Below are 15,925 nucleotides of genomic sequence, written 5' to 3' on the forward strand. Positions count from 1 at the left end.
ACTTCTGAACTTTTGAACTAAAAAGAAAAATGCTCGACGAAACACCAAAACGATTTGATAGAATTGTTGCTATCCTGATTCAGTTACAATCTAAAAAAATTGTAAAAGCACAGGAATTGGCCGATCGTTTTGACTGCAGTTTAAGAACAATTTACCGGGATATTAGAACTCTTGAAGCTTCGGGCGTACCAATTTACAGTGAGGCCGGAGTTGGTTACGCTTTAATGGAAGGTTACCGATTACCGCCTGTTATGTTTACGCGTGAAGAAGTAAGCAGTTTTATTGCGGCTGAAAAACTGATGCAGAAATTTACAGATCCGTCTTTAGGAAGCCATTATGCATCGGCGATGTACAAACTGAAATCAGTATTAAGGAGTACGGATAAAGACTGGGTTTCGAACATAGAATCGAGAGTCGTAATGCAAATGCAGACTACTGAACCTATGTTTAACGATAATTCGCCCAATACGTTAGCCGTTCTTTTTGAAGGTATTGCCGAGAAAAAACAGATTTTATTGTCGTATAAAACTTTTGATAAAGACGAAACTACACAACGAAACATTGAACCGGTAGGTGTTTTTCATGATCATAATAATTGGTATTTTTTAGGTTATTGTCATTTACGAAAAGATTATCGTCAATTTAGAACAGACCGAATTCTGGGAATCAAAAAAACAGAATGTGATTTTACAATTGAACATGATTCTTTAGATTCCTATTTAACCAAAACTGAAACAATCCCTACAACAAAAGTCAGGGTTTTAATTGATAAAAAAATTGCAAGATATTTATCAAGCGAAAGAAAATATCACGGCTATATTTCTGAAAAAGAAACTGACGGAAAAATAGAAATGACGTTTATGTGCCGGGATATCGACAGCGGTTTTCCTCGCTGGTTTTTAATGTTTGGGGATTACGCCGAAATCCTGGAACCGGAAAGTTTAAAAACGCGCGTTCTAGAATTATTAGAAATAAATAGAAAAAGACTTTTATAAAAAAACTCCCGAGAGATTATCTTCGGGAGTTTTTTGTTTCTATTTCTGTTTCACAACATTGTAAAAATTATAATCTGTATTGGAGGCATCCGTAATTCCAATATTTCGTCCCATTGTTACAATCTGGCCTCTATGGTAAGTGCCGTGATTAATAACCTGAATTAGATATTCAGAAATGGGCAGTTCGCACTCAAACCACGGATTAATGATTTTAACTTCTTTATCCAAATCTTCTTCTGACAATGAATTAATAAGATGCTTCAATTTTGTTGATGAATTTAACAGTCCTTCAAATATCTCTTCTTTAGATAATTCATTTTCTGCTTTTTTTTCAGACATTGCAGTCTCTGAAATTACAGAAAACCAATATTCTTCGGTAGACCAGATATGATCGAGGGTTTTCATAATGGTTGAAAAACTCGAAGGAACTTCGGCATAAAGCAATTCATCTGACTTCGGCGAAAGCCAATTTACAAACTGCTGGTTTACCCATAAATTATAATCTGCATAATTGGACATTATCTTTTTTAAACTCATAGTCGTTAATTTTTAGTTTTTCTTGATAAAGTTATGAAAATCAAAATTTTATCTTTCCCAAAAAAATGGAGGTTCAATATTTAAAGCTCTTAAATATACATAAGCTTGTCCACGGTGATGTACTTCATTATCAATAAAATACAAGATATTTTGAATAACAGGAAATTCATATTGCCCAAAAAGGTTAAAAGTTTCGCTGAAATCCTCAATTGACAATTCTTCCCAATATTTATTGATTTCTTCTGTTGCCTTATCCCATTTTTCAAGATACTGTGCTTTAAAAATCAGTTTTTCTGCGCCTTCAGAAAATGGTGCAGTTTCTTTAGTTACAATTCCTTTCAAACCCGGAACCGCAATTGCTAAAAGTTCATCAACCAATTTTGCAAAAGGACGCATCCCTCCAATTGAAAATTCGAAGAAATCTTTCTCAGGAAAAAGCTCGATTAAACGACGAGTAAGTGCGCGGTGACCTTGCCAGTGTTTTAGTAAATCTTCTGAAGTAATTACTTGTGCTTCTAACGTTTTCATAATTTTTAAGTTTTTAAATTTCTATACTTCAAAAGTAAAATGCGTCGGTGACAACAGTTTGTCAGCAGGAAAAAATATTTTTTTAAAATATTTTTTCCTGCTGTAGAAACGCATCGCAGTACGTCTCTGCAATAATGCGTCTTTACAGGATAAATATTTTAGAAAAAGTTTAATCCAGACAGCTGTCGGGATAGTATCTCAGTTCCGATAGCTGTCGGGATAGCATCTTTAAAAAAAACCTTTGTACCTTTACGCCTTACAAACTTTGGAACTCAGAAAAAAATGATCGAAGATAAAAATCCGCAGCGTACCAGTTTAGCACAATTAGGCGAGTTTGGCTTAATTGACCACTTAACCCGAAATTTTGATGTTACTCAAGAATCTACTCTAAAAAGTATTGGCGACGATGCCGCTATTCTTGATTTTAAAGACAAAAAAGCCGTTATTTCAACTGATTTATTAATTGAAGGCGTTCATTTTGACCTGGCTTATATGCCATTAAAACATTTAGGCTATAAATCTGTAGTAGTAAACCTGTCTGATATTTGCGCGATGAATGCAAAACCGACTCAAATTACGGTTTCTGTTGCAGTTTCTAATCGTTTTCCGTTAGAAGCATTAGAAGAATTATTTGAAGGAATTACGCACGCAGCAAAAGAATATAAAGTAGATGTTGTCGGTGGTGACACAACCTCATCTCAAAAAGGATTAATTATCAGCATTACGGCAATTGGCCAAGCTGATGAAAATGAAATCGTTTACCGAAACGGTGCCAAACAAACTGATTTATTGGTTGTGACCGGAGATATCGGTGCGGCTTATATGGGATTACAGGTTTTGGAGCGGGAGAAACAAGTTTTTCAGGTAAACCCAAACAGTCAGCCGGATTTAGATCCTTATACTTATTTGGTCGAAAGACAATTAAAGCCGGAAGCAAGAACAGATGTTCGTACGCTTTTGCATGCTCTTGAAATTAAACCAACTTCAATGATCGACATTTCTGACGGGTTATCTTCAGAAATTATTCATTTGTGCAAACAATCAAAAGTGGGCTGTAATTTATATGAAGACAAACTTCCGTTAGATCCTCAGTTTATTTCGACTTGTGAAGAATTTAATATTGATAGTACAACGGTTGCTATTAACGGCGGAGAGGATTATGAACTCCTTTTCACGATTGATATTAATGATTTTGATAAAATAAAAGGGAATCCAAACTTTTCTATCATTGGCCATATGGCAGATGAAAGCGAAGGAGTTCATTTGGTAACCCGTGCCAATACTAAAATTGCTTTAAAAGCACGAGGATGGGATGCTTTGAGTGAGTAGTTTTCAGTCTCGAGTTTGAGTTCTCAGTTGAGATCCACATCAATATCCTAAAAGGCTTTAAAAAACCTATTAGGATATTTTTTTTGTTAATGATACTAATCTAAACTTCTAAAAAAGCCCTTTACTTTTTGCTTCTTTTACCAAGTCTTCATCTAAACCTGATCTAACTTTTAGCAATTCTTTAAGACTTACTCTTCTTTTTTCAATTTCGGTTAAGGAAATAGGGATATATTGCGGCATTTCCCAGAGTTCTGTTCCTTTTGATAAATGAAATAAAATCTGTTTATCAAACTCATCAATTTCTATTGAATTATGCGGCGACTGATTGAGCATTTTAACCACTGACTGGCTGTAGTATTTTTGGTTATTCATTACTTTATCAAAAGCCAAAAGCAGTTCGTCAAAAGTAAGGTCGTTTTTGATGACCAATCCGTTAGGATTAATGGTTCTTATAATTGTTTTTATCTTGAGCAGCTCTGTATACATTGTCAAGAGAATGATCTTGCAATAAGGCATTTTTTTCATGATAAGCTTAGCAAGGTCTTCGCCCGAAAAAAGATTTTTTTCTTCATAAGCCGGCATACTGATATCCAGAAAAGCGATTTCGAACTGCGGTGTGTTTTGATCTTCTAATAAATCATAAGCTGATCTGCAATCATGGGCTTGTGCTATTTCAAACTCATATTCGCTGGGTTTGTAACGGGTTATAGCATTTTTATATCCTTCAATTATAAAAGGATGATCATCCACAATTAAGATGTTGGGCTTAATTAATTCCGAAATTGGGGCTTTGAAATTAAATGTCATTTTTTTGCAGGTTAATTTTTTGATCAATTGGGACTTTTACAACAAGAAGCGTCCCTTCTCCTTTGGCAGATTTTATAGTAACTGTGCCTTTACATTCTGCTGCTCTATATTCTATATTATGCAAACCGATACCGTTTTTAGTACGTTTAACATTAAACCCTACTCCATCATCCATAATCGACAAAACTAAATGATCGATTTCACTTTTAAATTCTATTTTAATAGTATCAGCCTCGGCATATTTATTACAATTTTGAAGTGCTTCCTGGATTATTCTATATAAATTAATTTTTACAATGTTGTTTACAAGCTCCCATTTTATATGCGAATCAAAAGAAGTTTCTAATTTTGAAGAATGTGTATTTTTCTGACTATCAAATAGTTTATTTAAAATTACTACAAAATTATTAATTAATTCAGATTTTTCCCTATTTAAGTCATGCGAAATTTCACGAATGTCTTCTTCAATATATTTTAATTCTGCCAGGTATTTCTTTCTTTTTGAAGCTGCTTCTGCTTCATCAATTTTATCTAAGCTGTCTAAGCTGATTCTAACCCCAAACATTCGGCCTAAAACTCCATCGTGTAATTCCTGGGCTACCTTTTTCTTTTCTTTAATTCGGGTTAATTCGATTTCATTTTGCTGAGAAATCATCAAATTGTAAATATCTTCATTTGCAATTTGCTGTTGTTGTTTAAAAAGAAGTTCTCTGTTTTTTGCCTGCTGTGTTTTGTAAACATAAAAAAATAAACCAATCAAGGTGCAGATACTAAAAACATATATTAGAGTTTTGTTTTTTTCCTGCAGATTAGAATTTTGATCTTTTATTTCGTTGGTTTCATATTCAATTCTGGAGAATTTCTCTCCCATACTTCGTTCTGCTTTTAGCATTTTATCATTCAATTGAATATATTCTTTTGAATATTTTGATGCATTTTTGGGATCTACTATAGCTATTTGTTTGAGCGCATCTAAAGTATTTCTTATTTTACTTGTACTTCTGGATAAGTTTAAAGCTTGTTTTGAGAATTGAATTGCTTTCAAAGTATCTTTTTTAAAAGCATAATATTCAGACAAATGGATTTTATTTAATATAATACCTGATTCCTGTTTTAAACTATCCCTGATTTTCAGTGCATCATAAAACTGTTCTGGCAAACCATTTAAATCTTTGGATTTAAATTTAGAAAATGCTAAATTATCTAAAAGCATGGCATACAAAACAGGATTACCGTTAAAGAGGTCTTTTTGGTCTAAACCTCTCCGGAAATATTCTTTTGCTTTGCTAAAATTATTCATCCTTAAATAAACAAAGCCGATATTATTTAATGAAGTTGCTTTTAACTGAAGGTCCTCTGCAAGTGATTTGTCATCAAGTGTAATTAATGCTTTATTATGATATTCAAGCGCTTTTTCATATTCTTCACGTTGGTTATATATAATTCCCAATAAATTGTAACTATCATAAATATCCATTGCCCCGTCTTTTTCATCCTTTAATATCTTAAGGGCTTTAAAAACGGTTATTTCACTTTCAAAGAAATCACCTTCAATTAATTGAAGATCTGCCTTTGTTAAATACGTTTTTGCTAAATGAAAATTATCATTGGTCTCCAAATATATTTTCTCTGCCCGAAAATAATTTAAAAAAGCACTATCTGAAATTGCCTGCGATTGAAAATAATCTCCGATATAAGTATATGCTTTAGCAATATTGACAGAATCTTTACTGCTTATTGATATTTCTAAGGTTAATTTTGAGACATCATGAAATGATTTCCAATCACTCATATTAAAATAGCGGTTGGCTATTTTAAAAAGGTTTACTTTTTTAATAGAGTCGTCTTTCTGACTCTTTACAATATCAAATGCTTTTTGGTTATACTTTTGTTTATATTGAAAAGGCAGATCTACATCATTTGCCAAAGAAAAATAAATAGAAAGACTGTCTTCAGAAGAGCTTAAAGGTAAGTTTTTCTCTTTCTTGCTTTTATTTGTACAAGCAAATAAAACTAGAAATAAAAACAATAGTATCTGTAGGTGTCTTTTCAATTTATATTTTTGATTTTTATCAAAAATACTAAAACTATAAACACAAAAAAAAAGCTGCCAAAAAACTGACAACTTTTTCTTTATAATTTATTTGTGTTACTTAATTAGTCTAATTTTATTCTAGATTTTGTTAATTGACTATCAGATGCGAAACTATTTAACTGACCATTATTTAGATCAAATTGATTAGGTGAACTATATACATCTTGTTTTCTTTTATTTTTTCCATACTCTCCGCCAAGATCAATATCAATATCAATTCCAATTTTAGATTTAGAAGTTACCTGTGTTGGATTTGCAAAAGAAGTTGCTACCATTACTAAAGAAAATAATCCGAAAGTTAAAGCTGTTTTTTTCATGTTTTGAGGTGTTTTATTTTTTTATATTTATTTGGGGCTTAATGATTGTTTTGGTGTCAATCATGGTGTAAAACTAAGTCCGAAATCAAAAAAAATGTATATGAAAAAATCAGTTTATGGTAGATCGTACCCAATTGATAGTCAATGGATAGCAAATTCATGTAATCATCTAATTATTAGACTTCTAAGTAATTTCCTGCAGAAAAATCGGAGATAATTAAATCAACATTTGATTTATAAGTTTTCGAAAAAGGAATCTTTTTCGATGAGTTTTTTATGTAACAAATTGAGTTTCCGTTATGAATCCTTGCAATGTAATTTCGATTGATAATATAACTGTTATGAATTCGGATAAATGGATATGATAAAACCTGCTCAAAATGTTTTAAAGTTTTAAAAGCGGTTATCATTTCTCCCGAATTTAAGTAGATATCGGTCGAATTATTGTCTGCCTGAAAATAACTAATATCATCTGCATTTATATAGCGATGATCTCCGTACGATTTAATGCAGATTATAAGCGGTTTTTCAATAGTTTGACGCTCTTTTGCATGAGAAGTTACAACGACAGGCAATTCTTTCTTAAAATCAATTGATTTTGTTTCTTCTACCAGTCGGTTTAATTTTAAAACTGTTTTTAATAATTCAGTTTTAACCAACGGTTTTAATATGTAATCAAAAACACCGTATTTAATTGCATCAAAAGCGGCTTCTTTTTTTGAAGTTAAAACAACAATCCGTGGCATTACACTTAAAAAACGATGAAGTTCATTAATAAACAGAAGTGATAAATTGCTTGAAGAATGTGTGGGTTCGATTTCAAGAAAAACAATCGATGGTTTATATTCTAAAACTATACTTAAGCCGTCCTGATAATTTACAGCCGATGCCAGAAAAGACAATTCCGGAAAACCTTCTGCAATAGCTTGGGTTTTCGAAATACTTTCTGCGTCATCATCAATAATTATATACGAATACTTTTTCAATTTTAGTTTTATTGACTTTCTACGAATATAGGTGACTATTGTCTATTTAGATAATGATTTATCATGAATTCGCTTAAAAAATAGATTCTGCACTTTTATTCGCAATTAAAAATACATTTTTCATTGTTTTAAATATTTCATTGTTAACAGATTACAATCAAATGTTAACACATAAGGATGAAATACAAAAATTACCGACGAAATACATTTTTTTAAAATTAAAAAATCCCAAACTCTTTAAGGAATTTGGGATTTGTATGTTGTAATATCTTAAAATTACATTTTCATTAACCAGTTTTTCATCGAAACTTCGTTTTCAATAATATCTTTTAAATCAGCTATTTTTACACGATCTTGTTTCATTGTATCTCTATGACGAATCGTTACCGTTTCGTCTTCAAGAGTTTGATGATCTACTGTAATACAAAATGGCGTTCCTAATGCATCTTGTCTTCTGTAACGACGACCTACTGCATCTTTTTCATCATAAGAAACATTGAAATCCCATTTTAAATCTTCGATAATTTTCTTTGAAATTTCTGGCAGGCCATCTTTTTTGACTAATGGTAAAACCGCTGCTTTTGTTGGTGCTAAAACTGCCGGCAATTTTAGAACAGTTCTTGTAGAACCATCTTCTAAAGTTTCTTCTTGTAATGATGTTGCAAAAACAGCCAGGAACATACGATCTAAACCTACTGAAGTTTCTACTACGTATGGCACGTAGTTTTCATTTAGTTCAGGATCAAAATATTGCAGTTTTCTACCTGAATATTGTTCGTGTGCTTTTAAGTCAAAATCAGTACGAGAGTGAATACCTTCTAACTCTTTGAAACCGAATGGAAAATTAAATTCAATATCTGCCGCAGCATTTGCATAATGCGCTAATTTTTCATGATCATGAAAACGGTAATTTTCTTTTCCTAATCCTAAAGACAAATGCCAGTTTAAACGAGTTTGTTTCCAGTGTTCGTACCATTGCATTTCTTCTCCCGGGCGCACGAAAAACTGCATTTCCATTTGTTCGAATTCACGCATACGGAAAATGAATTGTCTTGCGACAATTTCATTTCTAAAAGCTTTACCGGTTTGAGCAATTCCAAAAGGAACTTTCATACGACCTGATTTCTGAACATTTAAAAAGTTTACGAAAATACCCTGCGCTGTTTCCGGACGTAAATATAAATCCATTGCAGACTCTGCAGAAGCACCTAATTTAGTACCAAACATTAAGTTGAACTGTTTTACATCTGTCCAGTTTCTGGAACCTGTTTCAGGATCAGCGATTTCAAGCTCTTCGATTAAAGCTTTTACATCTTCAAGATCTCCATTTCCTAAAGAACGTCCTAAACGCTCTCTGATTTCTCTTTCTTTAGCAAAATATTCAACTACTCTGGCATTTGTAGTTACAAATTCCTGTTCGTTGAATGCATCACCAAAACGAGCTTTTGCTTTTTCGATTTCTTTTTGCGCTTTCTGGTGAATTTTTTCAGCAAAATCTTCCACTAAAACGTCAGCTCTATATCTTTTTTTAGAATCTTTATTATCAATTAACGGATCATTGAATGCATCTACGTGGCCTGAAGCTTTCCAGGTAGTTGGATGCATTAATATTGCAGCATCAAGGCCGACAATATTTTCATTCATCTGAACCATTGATTTCCACCAATATTCACGGATATTCTTTTTTAATTCGACACCATTTTGTGCATAATCATACACTGCACTCAATCCATCGTAAACTTCGCTTGACGGAAAAATAAATCCGTACTCTTTTGCGTGCGAAACCACATTCTTAAATAAATCTTCTTGTTTTGCCATAGTAATGCAAAAATATAAAAAGTACTTATAAAAAAAAGAAAAATAAAAAAGATTGAAGCTCAAATTTGATTAGTTTTGTAACTAAATTCTTTCTATTTGTGTTTAATTTCATTATTGATCTGTTTTTTCCTAAAGTCTGCTCTGGATGCCACTCTGTTTTAATGACTAACGAAATGGTTTTATGTACAAACTGCCGACATGAAATGCCTCTAACACAATATTACTTAGACTCAAATAACCAAGCTGTCAAAAAGTTTTATGGTAAGGTTGATGTTGAACATGCATCTGCTTTTTTATATTTCAACAAAAAGGGTATTGTTCAGGAACTCATTCACAATTTAAAATACAAAGGTCATGAAGAAATTGGAACGGTTCTGGGAAACTGGTATGCAGAAGATCTGAAAGAACTAAAACTCGAAAACACTTTTGATGCTGTAATTCCGGTACCGCTTCATCCCAGAAAATTTAAAGAAAGAGGTTATAATCAAGTTACAACATTTGGAAAAGCTTTGGCTGAAAGCTTAAAAATTCCTTTTGATGATACTGTTTTATACCGAAAGAAATATTCTAAAACGCAGTCAAAAAAGAATCTTTTAGGAAGATCTGAGAACATCGAAAACATTTTTGATGTTTATGTATCAGAAGAAAATCAAAACAAACATTTTTTAATTGTAGATGATGTTTTAACGACCGGAGCAACTCTCGAAGCTTGTTCTCGCGCTTTATTAAAAATTTCGGGAGCAAAAATCAGCATTGTATGCATGGCGATGGCGAACTCTTAAAACCAAATTCCAATAAAAAAATTCCAAACACCAACATAAAAAATTGGCATTTGGAATTTAAAATATTGAGGTTTATATCTCTTAATTTAAAATGATTTTCTTCACCGTTCTTTTGTCACCGTCAATAATTGTCAGGAAATATACTCCTGATGAAGAACCTATTGGCAATGTGATTTCTTTTCTAAAATTATCTGCATGTTCAAAAGATTCAAAATAAACTGTTTTTCCCAGAATATCGTGAACATATATTTGTACGCCGGCTTTTGACTGACTCTTGAATTCTACTGCAAAAGTTCCTTTACTTGGATTTGGATATGAAATCACTTCTTCAGTTACAGGTGTATCAACGCCTAAAGTAAAGGTTTGATTACAGATATTTATTGCAGCCGAATTTATGGTGCCAAAACTTCCCACAACGGCATCACGAACTCTTAACGTCCAGTTTCCTTCTGGATTTTCTCCATTAAAAACGCTTAACGCATCTATTGGAAGAACAATCTGACTTGTTGTGGTTGAACATTGTAAATTAGATCCGGAATCGTCAAATTGCAATGCCAAAGTTGAATTTGTGCTGGCGCAGCCTCTATTAAATAAACGAACTACAGTTCCTTTTGGACTTACAATTTGAATTTCAAGATCGGAAAATCTTGCATGTGTAACATTGATTGAAACATTTACATTAGATATTGTCCCTGTGGATGAAGGAACGGCAATGTTTCTTGTTGTAAATGAAGTTCCGTATGGAATATTAAAAGAACTTCCGAAACTATAATCATTACAGCTTGTTGTTGAAGTGTAGCCAATTGCAAATGATTTGCTATTTAATGCATAATAAATATTAGCAGTTGGTTCAATCAAAATTCTAGAGTTCGTTGCAGCTTCAATACTTTCAGGAATTAGTACGGTTTCTGAGCCATCATTAGCTGTTGCTGCTGCGAGAATGATTGGAAAAGTTAAACCTCCATCTGTAGATAATTTAATATTTACCGTTGATGAACCTTGAAGGGTATTGGTATTATTAACACTCCATGTAATATTTTGATATGATCCTTGCTGCCAGCTTACGTTATCAATATTTTGAGAAGTTACTGCAAAAGGTCCTGCAGAAGGTGTTACAGTTACTACCATTCCATCTGTATTGGTTTGAGCATTCCCTAAAGCACCATTATCTCTTCCTGTTAAAGTAAAATTTAATGTTCTGGCAATCGACGAAACAGATTCCCAAGTTGTAGTAAGTTTATTTTGAAGTACAGAATTAAAACTTGGCATATAACGAACAGGAGAACTACCCGGCGCTACAGACCTAAATAACGGACCATTTGGTTTTGTCGCATACGTAATACTATTATCACCAGAAGTCGATGTTGCATTATCATTTTCTTCCCAAGTATAAGTAAGCGTATCAGCACCTGAACCAGTTCCGGTTAAAACAAATGGTGTACTGATTGGAATTGTAAAATCGACACCGGCAATAATTGTTGGCGGATTATTGGTTATATTAGTACTAACCGGACAACTTTTTCCTGCAAGGTTATTTTGTATTTGAAGAATACTGGCGTATGCAAAATAGTCATCTGAATTATCTTGTATATCATAATCATCTGTTACACCGGCATATCCCATAATAGTAGAACCGCTTCCTGGTTCAACACTAACTCCTGTACCTTCAATATCGTAAGAAAATGTATGATTAGCTCCTAATTGATGACCAATTTCATGAACCACAAAATCTACATCAAATGTATCTCCTTTAGGTATTGCATTTGATGGAGAGGTATAGGCACTTCCTTTTCCTATTACATTTGACTGGCTTGGACTCACACAAACACAACCAATACATCCCGCATTTCCTCCTCCACCGGAAGCTCCAAATAAATGACCAATATCGTAGTTGCCTTCACCAATTACGTTTGTAATTGTAGTTTGAACTTCTTTACTCCAAAAATCATTTCCATCTGTATCTGTAGAAGTTCCTTTACTTGCATTCGAATAAGGATCTGTAGAAGTATCTGTATAAATTAGGGCATCGCTGTTTGCAATTAAAATTAATTGCACTGCTAAATCTTTATTTAAAATCCCGTTAACTCTTGTTAAGGTAGCATTCATTCCTTCTAATGCCCCGGCTTTTGTGCCTCCAAAAAAAGCAGTATATTCTGCTGTGCAAGATAATGCCAAACGCATTGTTTTAAACACTTTATTGTTTGAACTTGTTTTTGCTGTTTTTGAAGTATTATCATTTTGCGAAACCAAGTCTGTAGTTTTACAAGATAGTTTTGCTTTTGAGAATTCACTTTTTGAAGAAAACAAAACATATTCTGTTTTATTATCTGGATTTTCTTCTATAAACTCAGTTGCTTTATCAGCTCGAAAAACCATGGTTTGCAAGCCTTTTGGAGAAAAACTAAAATGAATTTTTGCCGATTTATCATCTAAACCAGTTCCTTCATACGCTCTGATTTCCGGATATTTTGCCTGAAGCTGGGGATCAAAGTTTGAAGATTCCCAAACTTGAAATCTTTCTAAGATCCCTTTTGAATTAGGAATTGTAATTTCAGAACGACTGTTTTTTGATTGCTTATTTGTTGTAGATGAAAGTTTTGCTTTTAAAAAATCTGTGTTTAATCGATAATACAATTTATCAGGATCGTCAACATCTGCCTGTTTTTTTAAAGACGAAACAGAACTCGATCGCTGCCATACATCATCATTTTGAGCATGAAGTTCTACACAACAAAATATAAAGATTAAAAAGAGTAGTTGTTTTTTCATACTTAAAGAGGCTTTTATATATATCAAAATTAATAGAATTAAATCAAATTCTTACATGCAAACGACAATTAACGTTTTTTAATCGACGAATCAAATGATTTTTCGACAAAAGAAAGGGAATCTTCTTAAAAAATCAATTCCACAAGGCACAAAATTTAAAATAGATACTATAAATTTGCAGCATCTTAAATAATTTGTTTTGAAGCTCTTTCATTCTATAAACGATTTCCATACGACCAAGAAAACAATTTTAACTCTTGGAACTTTTGACGGCGTACATATTGGTCATAAAAAAATTCTGGAAAGAATTACGGAAAATACCGAAAACGGAAAATATGAAAGTTTAGTGCTTACTTTTTTTCCGCATCCAAGAATGGTGCTGCAGGAAAAATCAGAAATAAAACTTTTGAATACGATTTCTGAAAAAACAAAACTTTTAGAAGCTACCGGAATTGAAAATCTGGTTATTCATCCTTTCGACGAAAGCTTTTCCAGACTTACGGCAGAAGAATTTGTGCACTCCATTTTAGTAGATCAATTTCATATTCAAAAAATAATTATTGGACACGATCATCGTTTTGGAAGAAACAGAACGGCAAATATTGACAATTTAATTGCTTTTGGGATTGAATATGGTTTTGAAGTTGAACAAATATCGGCCGAAGAAATACAAGATGTTTCGGTAAGTTCTACTAAAATCAGAAAAGCGCTTAATGATGGAAATATGGCTTTGGCCAATGAATATTTGGGCTACGACTATTTTTTAACGGGCGAAATTGTAAAAGGAAAACAATTAGGAAGAACAATTGGTTTTCCTACCGCTAATATTCAAATTAATGAAGAGTACAAATTGATTCCAAAAAACGGCGTTTATGCAGTTCGAACTTTAATTAATGAAAAGGAAGTTTTTGGAATGATGAATATTGGTTTTAATCCAACTGTTAACGGACAAAAACAAACTATTGAAGTGAATCTTTTTGATTTTGACGCTGACATTTATGGTGAAAAAATTGAAGTTTCGTTGCTGCAATATCTTCGCGAAGAGCAAAAATTCGGTTCAATTGATTTGTTAAAAGCGCAGTTAAATCAGGACAAACAAAATGCTTTGGCCTTTGTAAGCAAAATTCAATAAAGTTTCAAAAAACACTTTTACTTCTTTTTAGATCATCGTAGTTATTTTTTTAGTAAATTTGATATAGAACTCTGTTTTTCAAATATTTACTATTAACTTCTTTAAAAATAACCACTATGAAATTACCTAAAGAAATTACAAACGGTTTTTTAATATTCCTCGGAATTGGCATTTATTTTTTATTGATGAATGTATTAGGCTTAGCAGATTTATTCTACCTGCGTACTCTTAACGTATTCTTTATATTTTATGGCGTAAACAGGACTATGCAAATGAATCTTCATGAAGGGGAAACAAATTTTGTATCCAACGCGGTTTCTGCAATGGCAACTTCTGTCGTTGGTGTATCTCTAAGCGTTTTTGGATTGTTAGTGTACAGTTACGCCCGAGGCGGTGATGCTTATGTCGAAACATTATCAAAAACGTTTATGTTTGGAGGAAATCCCTCTGTACCCACTTATTGCATCTGCCTGCTTTTTGAAGGACTTGCTTCTTCGGTAATTGTTACTTTAATGATGATGCTGTATTGGAATAATAAATATGCTGCCGATTGATTAAATCAAAATAAAACCAGTATTTAGGCGTTTTAAAATCATAAAATTTATAATTATATGATTTTAAAACGCTTTTTTTATGAAATTATTTAACAAATATTCATTTACATTAGTCAATGTTGTTGATTCAAAAATTTAATTACATTTGAAGCTTCAAAACAAATTTATCCATGAGCATGATTACAAAACACAACTGGACAAAAGAAGAAATAATCTCAATCTACAATAAACCGTTGATGGATTTACTTTATGAAGCTGCAACAATTCATAGACTGCAGCATGATCCAAATGTAGTTCAGGTATCTACTCTGCTTTCTATAAAAACCGGAGGATGTCCGGAAGATTGCGGATACTGCCCACAAGCTGCAAGATATAATACAGGAGTTGAAGGAAATGATTTAATGACTGTAAGTCAGGTAAAAGCACAGGCTTTACGGGCTAAGTCTAACGGATCTTCTCGTGTCTGCATGGGAGCAGCCTGGAGAAATGTTAAAGATGGTGAAGAATTTGATCAGGTATTAGAAATGGTTCGTACCATCAACAAACTTGATATGGAGGTTTGCTGTACTTTAGGAATGCTTACTGAAAATCAGGCACAACGTTTGGCAGAAGCTGGATTATATGCTTATAACCATAATTTAGATACTTCTGAAGAATATTATAAAGATGTAATTTCAACACGTGGTTTTGAAGACCGTTTACAAACCATAGAAAATGTTCGTAAAACCAATGTTACGGTTTGCAGCGGCGGTATTATTGGAATGGGTGAAAGCATAGAAGACAGAGCGGGAATGCTTGTGGCACTTTCAACTTTAAATCCGCAGCCGGAATCTGTTCCGATAAATGCATTAGTTGCTGTTGAAGGAACCCCAATGGAAGAAGAAAAACCAGTTGAAATCTGGGAAATGATACGTATGGTGGCCACTACCCGAATTGTAATGCCGGAAACACAGGTTCGTTTATCTGCCGGAAGGACCAATATGTCACGCGAAGGTCAGGCAATGTGCTTTTTTGCCGGAGCAAATTCAATATTTGCAGGAGATAAATTATTGACTACTCCAAATCCTGATGTTAACGAAGACATGAAAATGTTTGAGACCTTAGGAATGACCGCTCAAAAACCTTTTATTAAAATAATGCAGCCTAAAACGGTTGAAGCCGTCGATTCGCAATTTGTACAGTTAGGTGAAAAACCAAAATGGTCAAGACCGGGACATACAATTGAAAGAAATGTTGAAGCTTCGATCAAATCAAAAATTTAGTCGAAAGAGTTAAT

14 protein-coding genes are annotated in these 15,925 nt (G+C 32.9%); 6 read left to right on the forward strand and 8 right to left on the reverse strand.

What is annotated here, in order from left to right; genetic code table 11:
• The first annotated feature begins 29 nt into the window (after positions 1 to 29).
• Entirely contained in the window at positions 30 to 995 is a 966-nt protein-coding gene (locus tag L1276_RS16560; protein WP_253789658.1) for a YafY family protein, read from the forward strand.
• A gap of 39 nt (positions 996 to 1,034) precedes the next feature.
• Here L1276_RS16560 and L1276_RS16565 read toward each other — a convergent pair whose 3' ends face one another.
• Together L1276_RS16565 and L1276_RS16570 are read right to left on the reverse strand one after the other, a co-directional pair.
• A complete protein-coding gene (locus L1276_RS16565; RefSeq protein ID WP_253789660.1) occupies positions 1,035 to 1,532 on the reverse strand; it encodes a DinB family protein in 498 nt (165 codons plus the stop codon).
• A 48-nt stretch (positions 1,533 to 1,580) separates the two neighbouring features.
• Positions 1,581 to 2,060: a DinB family protein gene (locus L1276_RS16570; RefSeq protein ID WP_253789662.1), complete on the reverse strand. Its 480-nt coding sequence runs from the start codon at positions 2,058 to 2,060 to the stop codon at positions 1,581 to 1,583.
• 282 nt (positions 2,061 to 2,342) lie between these two features.
• Between L1276_RS16570 and thiL the strand changes: the two genes are divergently transcribed.
• Positions 2,343 to 3,389, forward strand: a complete 1,047-nt coding sequence (gene thiL / locus L1276_RS16575; RefSeq protein ID WP_253789664.1) for a thiamine-phosphate kinase — start codon at positions 2,343 to 2,345, stop codon at positions 3,387 to 3,389.
• Between the two features lie 108 nt (positions 3,390 to 3,497).
• Here thiL and L1276_RS16580 read toward each other — a convergent pair whose 3' ends face one another.
• The 5 genes from L1276_RS16580 to L1276_RS16600 all read right to left on the reverse strand — a co-directional run bounded on the left by L1276_RS16580 (position 3,498) and on the right by L1276_RS16600 (position 9,412).
• Positions 3,498 to 4,196: a response regulator gene (locus tag L1276_RS16580; protein WP_253789666.1), complete on the reverse strand. Its 699-nt coding sequence runs from the start codon at positions 4,194 to 4,196 to the stop codon at positions 3,498 to 3,500.
• Positions 4,186 to 6,249, reverse strand: coding sequence for a tetratricopeptide repeat protein (locus L1276_RS16585; RefSeq protein ID WP_253789669.1), 2,064 nt, complete (start codon positions 6,247 to 6,249; stop codon positions 4,186 to 4,188). The genes L1276_RS16580 and L1276_RS16585 overlap by 11 nt, the downstream gene beginning before the upstream one ends.
• Positions 6,250 to 6,353: 104 nt before the next feature.
• The gene (locus L1276_RS16590; protein WP_253789671.1) at positions 6,354 to 6,608 is read right to left on the reverse strand and encodes a hypothetical protein; all 255 of its coding nucleotides are present in this window, start codon (positions 6,606 to 6,608) and stop codon (positions 6,354 to 6,356) included.
• 176 nt (positions 6,609 to 6,784) lie between these two features.
• A complete protein-coding gene (locus L1276_RS16595; RefSeq protein WP_253789673.1) occupies positions 6,785 to 7,594 on the reverse strand; it encodes a LytTR family DNA-binding domain-containing protein in 810 nt (269 codons plus the stop codon).
• A 276-nt stretch (positions 7,595 to 7,870) separates the two neighbouring features.
• Positions 7,871 to 9,412: a glycine--tRNA ligase gene (locus L1276_RS16600; RefSeq protein WP_253789675.1), complete on the reverse strand. Its 1,542-nt coding sequence runs from the start codon at positions 9,410 to 9,412 to the stop codon at positions 7,871 to 7,873.
• Positions 9,413 to 9,573: 161 nt separating this feature from the next.
• Between L1276_RS16600 and L1276_RS16605 the strand changes: the two genes are divergently transcribed.
• Positions 9,574 to 10,194, forward strand: coding sequence for a ComF family protein (locus L1276_RS16605; protein ID WP_256527406.1), 621 nt, complete (start codon positions 9,574 to 9,576; stop codon positions 10,192 to 10,194).
• An 81-nt stretch (positions 10,195 to 10,275) separates the two neighbouring features.
• Here L1276_RS16605 and L1276_RS16610 read toward each other — a convergent pair whose 3' ends face one another.
• On the reverse strand, positions 10,276 to 12,963 hold the full coding sequence (locus L1276_RS16610) for a reprolysin-like metallopeptidase (protein WP_253789679.1): 2,688 nt from the start codon (positions 12,961 to 12,963) through the stop codon (positions 10,276 to 10,278).
• 199 nt (positions 12,964 to 13,162) lie between these two features.
• Here L1276_RS16610 and L1276_RS16615 point away from each other — a divergent pair, with 199 nt between their 5' ends.
• The 3 genes from L1276_RS16615 to bioB all read left to right on the forward strand — a co-directional run bounded on the left by L1276_RS16615 (position 13,163) and on the right by bioB (position 15,911).
• A complete protein-coding gene (locus L1276_RS16615; RefSeq protein WP_253789681.1) occupies positions 13,163 to 14,095 on the forward strand; it encodes a bifunctional riboflavin kinase/FAD synthetase in 933 nt (310 codons plus the stop codon).
• A 116-nt stretch (positions 14,096 to 14,211) separates the two neighbouring features.
• Complete coding sequence (locus tag L1276_RS16620) at positions 14,212 to 14,649, forward strand: hypothetical protein (protein ID WP_253789683.1); 438 nt, start codon at positions 14,212 to 14,214, stop codon at positions 14,647 to 14,649.
• Positions 14,650 to 14,819: 170 nt separating this feature from the next.
• On the forward strand, positions 14,820 to 15,911 hold the full coding sequence (gene bioB, locus L1276_RS16625; protein ID WP_253789685.1) for a biotin synthase BioB: 1,092 nt from the start codon (positions 14,820 to 14,822) through the stop codon (positions 15,909 to 15,911).
• Positions 15,912 to 15,925: the final 14 nt, after the last annotated feature.

The sequence above is a fragment of the Flavobacterium sp. HSC-32F16 genome, from assembly GCF_024171645.1.
Taxonomy (GTDB): Bacteria; Bacteroidota; Bacteroidia; order Flavobacteriales; family Flavobacteriaceae; genus Flavobacterium.

Coding starts and splice junctions, on each gene's coding strand:
- L1276_RS16560 (WP_253789658.1), top strand. CDS start 30: ATGCTCGACGAAACACCAAAACGATTTGATAGAATTGTTGCTATCCTG.
- L1276_RS16565 (WP_253789660.1), bottom strand. CDS start 1,532: ATGAGTTTAAAAAAGATAATGTCCAATTATGCAGATTATAATTTATGG.
- L1276_RS16570 (WP_253789662.1), bottom strand. CDS start 2,060: ATGAAAACGTTAGAAGCACAAGTAATTACTTCAGAAGATTTACTAAAA.
- thiL (WP_253789664.1), top strand. CDS start 2,343: ATGATCGAAGATAAAAATCCGCAGCGTACCAGTTTAGCACAATTAGGC.
- L1276_RS16580 (WP_253789666.1), bottom strand. CDS start 4,196: ATGACATTTAATTTCAAAGCCCCAATTTCGGAATTAATTAAGCCCAAC.
- L1276_RS16590 (WP_253789671.1), bottom strand. CDS start 6,608: ATGAAAAAAACAGCTTTAACTTTCGGATTATTTTCTTTAGTAATGGTA.
- L1276_RS16600 (WP_253789675.1), bottom strand. CDS start 9,412: ATGGCAAAACAAGAAGATTTATTTAAGAATGTGGTTTCGCACGCAAAA.
- L1276_RS16605 (WP_256527406.1), top strand. CDS start 9,574: ATGACTAACGAAATGGTTTTATGTACAAACTGCCGACATGAAATGCCT.
- L1276_RS16610 (WP_253789679.1), bottom strand. CDS start 12,963: ATGAAAAAACAACTACTCTTTTTAATCTTTATATTTTGTTGTGTAGAA.
- L1276_RS16620 (WP_253789683.1), top strand. CDS start 14,212: ATGAAATTACCTAAAGAAATTACAAACGGTTTTTTAATATTCCTCGGA.
- bioB (WP_253789685.1), top strand. CDS start 14,820: ATGAGCATGATTACAAAACACAACTGGACAAAAGAAGAAATAATCTCA.